This is a genomic window from Acidobacteriota bacterium, from assembly GCA_003696075.1.
Taxonomy (GTDB): domain Bacteria; phylum Acidobacteriota; class Polarisedimenticolia; order J045; family J045; genus J045.
Genome location: RFHH01000006.1, coordinates 1 through 9941, shown reverse-complemented (window position 1 = coordinate 9941; position 9941 = coordinate 1). Strand labels below are relative to the sequence as shown.

Genomic DNA, 9941 nt, shown 5'->3' with positions numbered 1-9941 from the left:
TCCACCGGATCGTCCGGCCCCTCGTCGTCGAGGCGATCAGCCTCCGCCGGGACGGCCTCCGGGAGATCAGCCTCAAGCGTCCCGCGGCGGACGGCGCGAAGCCGGCCCGCCGGACCTGAGCAGGGGGCGCCGAGGGACCGGGATTCCAGCCGCCCCGCCGACCGGCCCGGGGGTCGCGCCGGCGGCCGGCCGGACGCTCCCGGCGACACCCCAGCCGTCGATGGCGTCGGAGGTGCACCCTCCATGGTGCGCTATGCCGGCCAACTCGATGAAAGACCGGCACCTTGCGCCGATTTAACGTCAAGCGGGCGGTTCCGCGCGCCAACCTCCCAGGACTCATCGAGTTGCGACGAAAGACGCACCGTTGGGGAAGCACCTCACATGGCGTCGGGCGGCGATTCCCACCGCCTGGGGCATCCCGGCAGGAAAGGCAGCGGGGCGCGCGGCACGGGCGCGTCGCCGGAAGGCTGCCGGACAGCCGGCGGGACCGCGTCAGCCCGCGGCCGAGGTCGCGCGAGGAGCCGTCGGGCGTGCCGGCCGGCGCCGGCAGGCGGCGGCACGCCCTTGTTTCGAGTCGCGCAGAGCCACCGCCGCGTCGAAGCAGCGCGGTCGTATCCCGAGGGCGATGGCCGGCACGAGGGCCTCTCTTGCGAGCGGCGGTCCGGGAAGGCGCCGGCCGTGAGCGCGAGGAGTCCCAAGACGGGCGTTCGCCGAGGCGTGGCGATGGGAAGGCGCCGTGAAACGTGCACCGGCGAACTTCGTTTCCGCCGCTGGGCGGAACGGGCGATTCGGCCCCGCGCCGCCCGGCGCCGATCGTGCCTTGCGTGATCGCCGTAGAATCCCGGCGAGGAGGTGCGTCATGTGGAGAGGAGCCGTGCTCGCGCTCGCGGCAGGAGGGACCGCCGCGCTGGCGAGTTCGCCGGGGCAGCCGCTCGATTGCAGCGATTGGGTGGTGCTCGATCCGCAATTCCGCTGCGTGGCTGTGAACTCGGACTGCCACGATCCGAACCTACCTGGAACCCGGCCTTCCTGCACGTTCACTAGCGAGGCACGAGTCCTCGACAACGAAGGGAATATGCTACGGGTCGATATGGTCCTTTTGCCGGAACTCTGCGGCAGCGGACGTTTGAATCGCACGCGGCTCTGGATCTCGGACGGGCACAGCGAGAGGCTGCTCGCCTATATTGACGACCGCTGTGCGGATTCGGTGAGCTGGCAGGTAGATGCTCTTATCGTGGACGCCAATCATGTGCAATCGGGTGAACGAGCGATCGCGTTCGATCGGACGAAGGGGCGACTCTTGCTGCTGGCGCACTCAGTGTGTCGCGGATCCTGTTCAGCGTACGATACCGTCTCTCGGCTGCTTGCGTTCGAAGGCTTCGCGACGCTCTTCGAGATCATGCAGACCTACACCCCGTCGCCGCCCGCGTTCGGATTCACGGTGCCGTATATGCCGGAGGGACTCGAGCGGGCCGATTCCTTCGATACCTACTACGGCTCGCTGACGAAGCCGCTCGACCTGTCGCGCGCGCAGCCGCTGCAATGCGCCTACGGCGCCGGCTCGAACGTGGGCGACCGGCTCACGTTCCCAGACACCGCGCCGGACCCCGCGCCCGGGGAAGCGGTCTACTTCCTCACGGCGGTCACGTTCGGGACCGAGCGGCGCATCGGTCGATCGGCGACCGGCGGGAGGCTCGCTGGACGCGATCCGTCGGCGCTTCCCCGCTGCCCGGTGCCGTCCGTCGAGCCTTGACCGCGCCCGCCGGCGGGCGCACGAAGCCGGCCGGCCCGGGTGAGGGGGCCGACGGCCGGCGGCGTCCACGGCGGCGGTTCCCTCCGGCGGCCGGCGCGCGCTCGATGCTCGCGAGAGGTTGGACCGGCCGGCTGCCGGACCGCCCCGGCGGCGAGCGGTGGGAGTCGGCGAGCGCCAGGCCGCAGAAGCGGTCGGGGCGCCGCGCGACGAGCCGCCGGACGAGACTCCACCCGAACCGGTCGCCGGATGTTCGCGGCGTCATGCCGTGCCGGGCTGGGCGTCGCGCGGTGTGAGGGACGGGATCGCGGAGTGACCGGATCTGCTGGTGCCGAAGGGGAGACTCGAACTCCCACGGGGTTGCCCCCACATGGTCCTGAACCATGCGCGTCTGCCAGTTCCGCCACTTCGGCAGCGCCGGAGCCCGGTCCGGGAACCGAAGGCGCCGGCCGCAAATCGTAGGCGAGGCGGGGGAAGGCGTCAACCCGCGGGGGGGCGTTATGCTGCGCGCACGCTCCCCGAAGGAGCGGAAGCGAGGAGGACCCGGTGGCCCAGCGCACGCTGCCGGCGGATGAGCGGATCCTGACCTGGCTCGAGGAGCGCCCGGGACTGGCTGCGACGGTGCGCGAGATCGCCGAGGCCTTCGGCCTTCCGGCCCGCTCTCGCCCGAAGCTGCGCCGGCGCCTGCACGAACTCGTCGCGGAGGGGCGCCTGGTGGCGCTCCGCGGGCGCCGCTTCGGTTCGGCGCGGGTGCTCGGCGACGTCGTCGGCCGGTACACGCGGCACCCGCACGGGTTCGGCTTCGTGGTCCCGGACGATCCGTCGGAGATCGACCTGTACATCCCGATCGGGGGGGCGGGGGGCGCCCTGCACGGGGATCTCGTCGCCGCCCGCATCACGGACGTCAAACCGGACGGCCGGCGGGAAGGGACCATCGTCCGGGTGCTCGAGCGGAAGAGCAAGGTTCTGGTCGGCGCGTTCCAACCGACCTACTCCGGAGGTGGGGTCGTCCAGCCGATCGACGCCGGCTACGGCTTCGACATCCTGGTGCCGAAAGGCCGCACGGCGGGGGCCCGCGCCGGCGAGTTCGTCAGCGTATCGCTGGAGACCCCGCCGAGCGGAGCGGGCCCGGCGCGGGGCCGGGTGGTCGAGCGTCTGGGGCGCCCCGACGAGCCGGGGGCGGACGTCGAGGTCCTCATCCGGAAGTTCGATCTCGATCCCCGCTTCCCGGAGGAGGTGCTTCGCGCGGCCGAGGCCCTTCCGGACGACCCCGGCCGGTGGTCGCTCGAGGACCGGGAAGACTTCACCGGCCAGACGGTCGTGACGATCGACGGGGCGAGCGCCAAGGACTTCGACGACGCGATCTCGGTCGAGCGAACCCGGGACGGCGGGTACCGGCTGCACGTCCACATCGCCGACGTGGCGCACTTCGTCGAGGAAGGCGGGCCGATCGACGCCGAAGCCCTCCGCCGGGGAACGAGCGTCTACTTCCCCGATCGCGTGATTCCGATGCTGCCGGAGCGGCTGAGCAACCACCTCTGCTCGCTGGTTCCGAACGAGCTGCGGCTGACGCAGGGCGTCACGATCGACTTCGACGGCGAGGGCCGGGCCCGCCGGTGGCGCAGCCACGACGGGGTCATCCGCTCGCAGGCCCGGTTGACCTACGAGGAGGTCGCCGCCGCGATCGAGGAGCGGCGCCCGGAGGCGCGCCGCGCGCTGGGGAAGCTGCTGCCGATGCTCGAGGCGGCGTCGGAGCTCGCGGCCAAGCTGGAGGCGCAGCGCGCGCGGCGCGGGGCGATCGACTTCGACCTCCCGGAGCCGGAGCTCCGCCTCGCGCTGACGGGCGGAACGGAGGACATCGTGGCCCGCCGGCGGACGGCGGCGCACCGGATGATCGAGGAGTTCATGATCGCCGCCAACCGGGCCGTGGCCAGCGATCTCGCGGCGCGGAGGGCACCCTGCCTGTTCCGCGTGCACGAGCGGCCCGACCCCGACCGCGTCGAGAAGCTGATGCGGGCGCTGGGCGGCCTCGGCTACCGGCTCGACGTCGATCCCGTCGACGCGACGCCGGCCCATTTCCGCGTTCTCCTGGAGCAGGCCTCGGGCCGCCCGGAGGAGCCGTTCGTCGTCCGGATGGTGCTCAGGACGATGTCCCTCGCCCGCTACGATCCGGTTTGCCTGGGGCATTTCGGACTCGCCTTGAGGCGCTACCTGCACTTCACCTCGCCCATCCGCCGCTACCCCGACCTCGTGGCGCACCGCGCCCTGCGGCGGCTCCGCCACCGGGTGCGGGAGCGGGCCGACGTCGCGGCGGACCGGCGGGAGCGGCTGCCCGACCTGGCCCGCGAATGCTCCCGGCTCGAGCGTGACGCCGAGGCGGCCGAGCGCGAGTCGATCGCGTGGAAGGTCGCCGCCTTCATGGCGGAGCGTCTCGGCGAGGAGTTCGAGGGGCGGATCGTGGAGGTGGCCCCGCACGGCCTCACCGTGCTGATTCCCCAGCCGTTCGTGGAGGGGCTGCTTCCGGTGCGGCGGCTCGGTGACGAGTATTTCAGGTACGACGCGAGGCGGCTGCGCATGATCGGGTCGAAGACCGGCCGCGTCTTCCGGATCGGCCAGGTGGTCCGGGTCCGCGTCGACCGCGTGGACCTCCTCCGGCATCTGGTCGACTTTTCGCTGGTCGGGGCCGAGACCGGGCCCGGCGGCGGCCGCCGCCGCAGCGGCCGCGGAACGGCGGCGAGGCGCGGCCGTGGAAGGGCGGGGAGGCGGGGCCGATGACCCGGGGGCGCCCCGCCTACGAGCTGTACGAGCACACCGCGGACACCGGCATCGTGCTGGAGGCTCCGACCCTGCCGCTGCTGTTCGAGCGGGCCGCGGCGGCGATGTTCGATCTGATCGTGGATATCGAACGCGTGGGGGAGGACGGAGAGACCGAGACGGTCGAGCTCGAGGAGGAGGACGCCGACCTCCTGCTCGTCTCCTGGCTCGGCGAGCTTCTCGGCCGGGCGATGGAACGGCGGCGGGTCTATGGCCGATTCGATGTGAGGCTCGACGGCGTCACGCGGCTGCGGGGCCGGATCTGGGGGGAGGCGCTCGACCCGGAGCGGCACCGCTACAAGACCGAAATCAAGGCCGTGACCTATCATGATCTCGCGCTGCGGCGGACGGCGCGGGGTTTCCAGGCGCGGGTCGTCTTCGACCTGTGACGCCGGCCGAACGGGCGGAACCGATGGGCGTGAGGCTCGAGCGGGTGGATCCCTACCGGTGGCGCATCCCGCGCCAGGGCGGGATGCGCGTGCCGGGGCTGATCTACGCCGACGAACGGCTCATCGAGGCCATCGAGCAGGACCGCGCGCCGGAGCAGGTGGCCAACGTCGCGCACCTTCCGGGCATCGTCGGGCACTCCTTCGCGATGCCGGACATCCACTGGGGCTACGGCTTTCCGATCGGAGGGGTCGCCGCCTTCGACGCCGAGGAAGGTGTCGTCTCCCCCGGGGGGGTGGGCTACGACATCAACTGCGGGGTCCGGCTGCTCGCCACCTCGCTCCCGCGGGAGGAGATCGCGCCGCGGATCGTCGAGCTGGCGGATGCGCTGTTCCGCCGCGTGCCGGCCGGCGTCGGCTCCCGCGCCGCCGGACAGCCGCTCACGCGCCAAGAGCTGCTCCGGGTGCTCCGGGACGGTGCCGGTTGGGCGGTGGAGCGCGGCCTGGCCGACCGCTCGGAGCTGAGCCGGATCGAGGAGCGAGGGGTGCTGGAGGGGGCCGACCCTTCGCAGGTGTCGGAGCGCGCGCTCGAGCGGGGGCGCGCGCAGCTCGGCACGGTCGGGTCGGGGAACCACTTCGTCGAGGTCCAGTACGTCGACGAGGTCTACGACCCCGAGGCCGCCCGCCGCCTCGGCCTGGCGCCGGGTGCGGTGACCATCTCGATCCACTCGGGGTCCCGGGGACTCGGCTACCAGGTCTGCGACGACTTCCTCAAGGTGATGGTGCGCGCGGCGGCGCGGTACGGCATCGACCTTCCCGACCGGCAGCTCTGCTGCGCGCCCATCCGGTCGGACGAAGGGCGCCGTTACCTGGGCGCGATGGCGGCCGCCGCCAACTTCGCGTTCGCGAACCGCACGGTCATGGCCCACCGGGTGCGGGAAGCGCTCGAGCGAGACCTCGGCATCCCTCCCGCGGAGCACCGGCTGCGGACCGTCTACGACGTCTGCCACAACATCGCGAAATTCGAGCGCCACGAGGTCGGCGGCTCGTCCATGACGGTCTGCGTGCATCGCAAGGGGGCGACGCGCGCGTTCCCGCCCGGGCACCCGGCGCTCCCGCAGGAACTGGCCGAGACGGGGCAGCCGGTGCTGATCCCCGGGGACATGGGCCGGTACTCGTTCGTCCTGCTCGGAACGCAGGGCTCGGCCGAGGCTTTCGGCTCGTCGTGCCACGGCGCCGGGCGCCGCCTGTCGCGGAAGGCGGCGAAGCGCTCGGCGCGGGGGCGCCCCGTGGTCCGGGAGCTGGAGGCCGGGGGGGTGATCGTCCGTGCCGCCGGGATGGCCACGGTGCTCGAGGAGATCCCCGAGGCGTACAAGGACGTCGCGCTCGTCGTGGAGGCGGTGGAGGGCGCCGGGCTGGCCCGGCGTCTCGCCCGCCTGCGGCCGCTCGCCGTGGTGAAGGGATAGGGGAGGCCCGCGCAGGGGCCGGCCGGCGGCCTAGCCGGCCTTCGCCGCCGACTTGTTGAACGCGCGCTGCAGCCGCGACTTGTACCGCGAGGCCGTGTTGTCGTGGATCACGCCCGCCCTGGCGGTGCGGTCGACCAGCCCGAGGGTCGGGGCGAGCAGAGCCTTGGCGGTCTCGAGGTCGCCCTGCTCGAGGGCCTTCCGGAACTTCTTGATCTGCGTCCGCATCCGGGACCGCCAGAAGCGGTTGCGGAGGCGGCGCGCCGCGCTCCTGCGGGCCTGCTTCGCGGCCGACTTGTGGTTCGCCATCGCTTCACACCTCTCCGTTGGCCGGGGCGGGCCCCGGACCGGTCCGCCGGACGGCGGCCCGCAAGCGCGCGATTCTCTCCGCCGGCCGCCCGGTTGTCAAACCGGCCCCGAGGCTCACTCGGCCACGATTCCCTTGCGCTTGAAGTACTCGCGGGCGATCCGCGCCTCGTCCGAGTCGGGCCACGTCTCGATGACGTACTGCAGCTCCCCGACGCCCGCGGCCGTCTCCCGCGCCTCGAACAGGGCGAGCCCTTTCTTGAGATGCGCCGCCGGCAGCTTGTCCTCCTCCGGATACCGCGTGATCACGGCGTCGAAGGCGTCCGCCGCCTCCCGGTAGCGCCCCATGGCGTACAGGGTCTCGCCGATCCAGTACTGGGCGTCGTCGGCGAGGGGGCCGGAAGGATCGGCGCGAAGAGCGGCTTCGAAGCCGGCGAGAGCCAGCTCGAACTTCCCCCGGGAGTAGTCGGCGTAGGCGCCGTTGAACAGATCGGTGGGCGAGCCCCCGGCCGGCGCTTCGGCCGCGGGCGGCTCGGCCGCCCCCGCGGCCGCGGGACCCGCTTCCGGCGCCTGCGGGACGGAGCCGGCGCCGAATCCGCCCGCGTTCCCCTCCCAGGCGGACGAGGGCGTCCCTCGCATCGTGCGGAGCGCGACGAGCACCTCGTCGAGCCGCCGCTGGGTGGCGGCGATCTGCTCCTGGATCGCGTGGATCTGCAGCTCGAGGTTCTCGACCCGCTCCGCGGCGTCGGCGCAACTCGCCGCCGCCGCGCCGCCCGGAGCCGCCCGGGACTCTTCCACCGCCTTCAGCAGCCGCGCGGTGTCCTTTTGCAGCTTGAACAGCTGATCGTGGATCTCGGCGGTGTCCCGACCGGCACCCCCCAGCGCGCCGCCGGGGGCCGCCGTCGCGCAGGCCGAGGCGAGCCCGGCGAGCGCGGCGAGAGTGGCGAAGGCGAGGTGTCGCATGGGCATCACTTCCTCTCGGCGCGAAACTCGGCCCGCCGGTTGCGGGCCCACGCGCTTTCCCCATGGCCCGGGTCGGCCGGGCGCAGCTCCCCGTACGAGATCGTGCCGATCCGGTCGCCGTCCACACCCAGCCGGATCAGGTACTCGCGGACGGCGCGCGCCCGCCGCTGCCCCAGCTCGAGGTTGTACTCGACCGTTCCCCGCTCGTCGCAATGCCCCTCGACGACGATCCGCACCTCGGGGTGGGCGAGCAGCCAGCGCGCGTTCTCCTCGAGGATCCGCTTGGCCTCCTCGTCCAGGGCGCTGCTGTCCAGATCGAAGTAGACCGTTTTCAGGTTCGCTTCGACGGCCGCCTCGAGGTCCTCCGGCTCCTCGAGCGGCTCTTCGAGTGGCGCCGCCGCCACGAGACCCTCGCCGAACCCCTCGGCACCGAGCTCCTCGCCGGCCGGGGAATTCGCCGGCTCCGCCTCGGCGGCGCCCGCCGCCGGGCCAGCGGCGCCGGGGGGCGGGACCGGGGCCGTGCGGCAGGCCAGAGCGGCGGCGGCCAGGAGCGCCACCGTCCATCCGCTGTTCGTGGATCGCTTCATCGTCGTGTTCCCGCGGCCGAAGCCTTCCGGGCGAACCGGAGGAGAACCGCCGTCGGCGGGGCGGGAGTATAGCAGCGCGCGGCGCGGTTCCCCGCGTTCACCGGCGGACCGGGCTCCAGTCCGGCGTTTCGGCCCGTTCCCCGCGGGTGAGCTTCCTCAGCCCGCGGCCGTCGTCCCGAATCGAGTAGATCGCGTACTCGCCGTCGCGATCGCTCGCGAAAACGAGATGGCGCCCGTCCGGCGCCCAGCGCGGATTCTCCTTGTTTCCCGGACCCGACGTGATGATGCGCTCGGCGCCGGTAGCGAGATCGTGGATCACGATCTCGAACCGCCCCGCGATGCGGCTCACGAACGCGAGGCGGCCCCCGTCGGGCGACCAGGCGGCCGATTCGTTGTAGCCGCCCTCCCACGTCACCCGGCGCACGGCGCTCCCGTCGGCGTTCATCACGTAGATCTGCGGCGTCCCCGAGCGGTCGGACGTGAAGGCGATCTGGCGGCCGGAGGGGGACCAGCAGGGGGCGGTGTCGATCGCCGGGTGCCGCGTGAGGCGGACCTCGCGGCCGGTGGCGAGCTCGTACAGGTAGATCTCGGAATTCCCGTCCCGGTCGGACGAGAAGGCCAACTGCGAACCGTCGGGAGAGAAGTCGGGGGCGGCGTTGAGTTCCCCTCCTTTCGGATGGAGCGTCGTGACCCGCCCGTCCTCGTCCAGGAGGTAGATGGACGGCTGGCGGCCGATGTAGGACAGGAAGGCGAGCCGCCGGCCGTCGGGCGACCACGCGGGGGAAAGGTTGAGCGTTCCGGTGGTGGTCAGGCGACGGACCCGCGCGCCGTCGTAGTCCATCAGGTAGACCTCCTTCGCCTTGCCCCGCTTGGCCACGAACGCGATCCGGGTCTGCGCGATCCCGGGCCGGCCGGTGAGAGCCTCGACCACGGCGTCGGCCGCGGCGTGGGCGAGCCTGCGGACGTCGCGCGGCAGCGATCCGTACCACCGCTTGTGGAACAGCGCCTCTCCCGATCCCGTCTCGAGGAGGAGAACCGTCAACGTGCCGCGGGAACCGTCCTCGTCGAGCCTCGTGTCCACCAGGTACGCGGCGCCGGCGGCGCGCCAGGCCGCCGGTTCGGCGAGGCGCTCCGGAGGGATCCGGCCCTCTCCCGACGGGTCGAGCAGACCGAACCAGCCGGAGAAATCGAGGTCGGCGCGGAGGACTTCGGAGATCTCCGCGGCTCGGGCCGCGTCGGCACCCGGTCCGGTGCGGGTGGGAGGCACCGCCAGCGCGACCTTCTCCGCCGCGGCGCCCCGAAGCGTCCCGGTCAGCTCGTCCTGGGCGGAAGCGGGGCGGCCCGGTGGAAGGCAGAGAAGCAGAGCCGTCAGGGCGAGGTAGCGGCGGGCTGTCGTCATCGTCACCTCGGGGGCACCAGCTCGAACACGAAGCGCGCGCCGAGCCGTTCGTGGGGATAGCTGCGCGGCAGCCGGGGCAGGCGGCCGATCGACTGCGCCGCCCGCAGCGCCGACAGATCGAGAGGCGTGTAACCGCTGGGAACGAGGATCCGCGCGTCGCTGACCGTCCCGTCCCGGGCGATCCGAAAGCCGATGACCACCCGGCGCGGCGCCGAGCCGGCCGGAAGGACGGGCCGATCCCGCCAGGCCTCCTGGAGCCGCGCCAGGACGAGG

The 9941-nt window shown here is 72.8% G+C and carries 9 protein-coding genes and 1 tRNA gene; 4 read left to right on the top strand and 6 right to left on the bottom strand.

The features are described from left to right. Positions 1–1318: 1318 nt before the first annotated feature. Positions 1319–1753: a hypothetical protein gene (locus D6718_00355; GenBank protein RMG49122.1), complete on the top strand. Its 435-nt coding sequence runs from the start codon at positions 1319–1321 to the stop codon at positions 1751–1753. Positions 1754–2076: 323 nt separating this feature from the next. Here D6718_00355 and D6718_00350 read toward each other — a convergent pair. Beyond that, a tRNA-Leu gene (locus tag D6718_00350) sits at positions 2077–2163 on the bottom strand. 133 nt (positions 2164–2296) lie between these two features. On the opposite strand from D6718_00350, the gene rnr reads away from it, so the two are divergent. The 3 genes from rnr to D6718_00335 are packed head-to-tail and all read left to right on the top strand — an operon-like array spanning position 2297 to position 6416. Then, positions 2297–4525 carry a ribonuclease R gene (rnr, locus tag D6718_00345; GenBank protein RMG49121.1) on the top strand — a complete coding sequence of 743 codons (2229 nt, stop codon included), beginning with the start codon at positions 2297–2299 and terminating at the stop codon, positions 4523–4525. Continuing rightward, entirely contained in the window at positions 4522–4953 is a 432-nt protein-coding gene (locus D6718_00340; GenBank protein RMG49120.1) for an archease, read from the top strand. Before rnr ends, D6718_00340 begins: the two co-directional genes overlap by 4 nt. 23 nt (positions 4954–4976) lie before the next feature. Further along, positions 4977–6416, top strand: a complete 1440-nt coding sequence (locus D6718_00335; protein RMG49119.1) for an RtcB family protein — start codon at positions 4977–4979, stop codon at positions 6414–6416. 30 nt (positions 6417–6446) lie between these two features. Here D6718_00335 and D6718_00330 read toward each other — a convergent pair whose 3' ends face one another. The 5 genes from D6718_00330 to D6718_00310 all read right to left on the bottom strand — a co-directional run. Continuing rightward, on the bottom strand, positions 6447–6722 hold the full coding sequence (locus D6718_00330) for a 30S ribosomal protein S20 (GenBank protein ID RMG49118.1): 276 nt from the start codon (positions 6720–6722) through the stop codon (positions 6447–6449). 114 nt (positions 6723–6836) lie between these two features. After that, positions 6837–7688, bottom strand: coding sequence for an outer membrane protein assembly factor BamD (gene bamD, locus D6718_00325; protein ID RMG49117.1), 852 nt, complete (start codon positions 7686–7688; stop codon positions 6837–6839). Further along, positions 7688–8269, bottom strand: coding sequence for a peptidoglycan-associated lipoprotein Pal (gene pal / locus D6718_00320; GenBank protein RMG49116.1), 582 nt, complete (start codon positions 8267–8269; stop codon positions 7688–7690). Before pal ends, bamD begins: the two co-directional genes overlap by 1 nt. 97 nt (positions 8270–8366) lie before the next feature. Further along, positions 8367–9668: a Tol-Pal system beta propeller repeat protein TolB gene (gene tolB, locus D6718_00315; GenBank protein RMG49115.1), complete on the bottom strand. Its 1302-nt coding sequence runs from the start codon at positions 9666–9668 to the stop codon at positions 8367–8369. Positions 9669–9670: 2 nt separating this feature from the next. Continuing rightward, the coding region (locus tag D6718_00310) for a TonB family protein (GenBank protein ID RMG49114.1) at positions 9671–9941 on the bottom strand (271 nt) is incomplete at its 5' end.

What these genes read in the sequence shown, in the direction of transcription:
- D6718_00340 (RMG49120.1), top strand. Translation starts at nt 4,522, where the DNA reads ATGACCCGGGGGCGCCCCGCCTACGAGCTGTACGAGCACACCGCGGAC.
- D6718_00335 (RMG49119.1), top strand. Translation starts at nt 4,977, where the DNA reads ATGGGCGTGAGGCTCGAGCGGGTGGATCCCTACCGGTGGCGCATCCCG.
- D6718_00330 (RMG49118.1), bottom strand. Translation starts at nt 6,722, where the DNA reads ATGGCGAACCACAAGTCGGCCGCGAAGCAGGCCCGCAGGAGCGCGGCG.
- bamD (RMG49117.1), bottom strand. Translation starts at nt 7,688, where the DNA reads ATGCCCATGCGACACCTCGCCTTCGCCACTCTCGCCGCGCTCGCCGGG.
- pal (RMG49116.1), bottom strand. Translation starts at nt 8,269, where the DNA reads ATGAAGCGATCCACGAACAGCGGATGGACGGTGGCGCTCCTGGCCGCC.
- tolB (RMG49115.1), bottom strand. Translation starts at nt 9,668, where the DNA reads ATGACGACAGCCCGCCGCTACCTCGCCCTGACGGCTCTGCTTCTCTGC.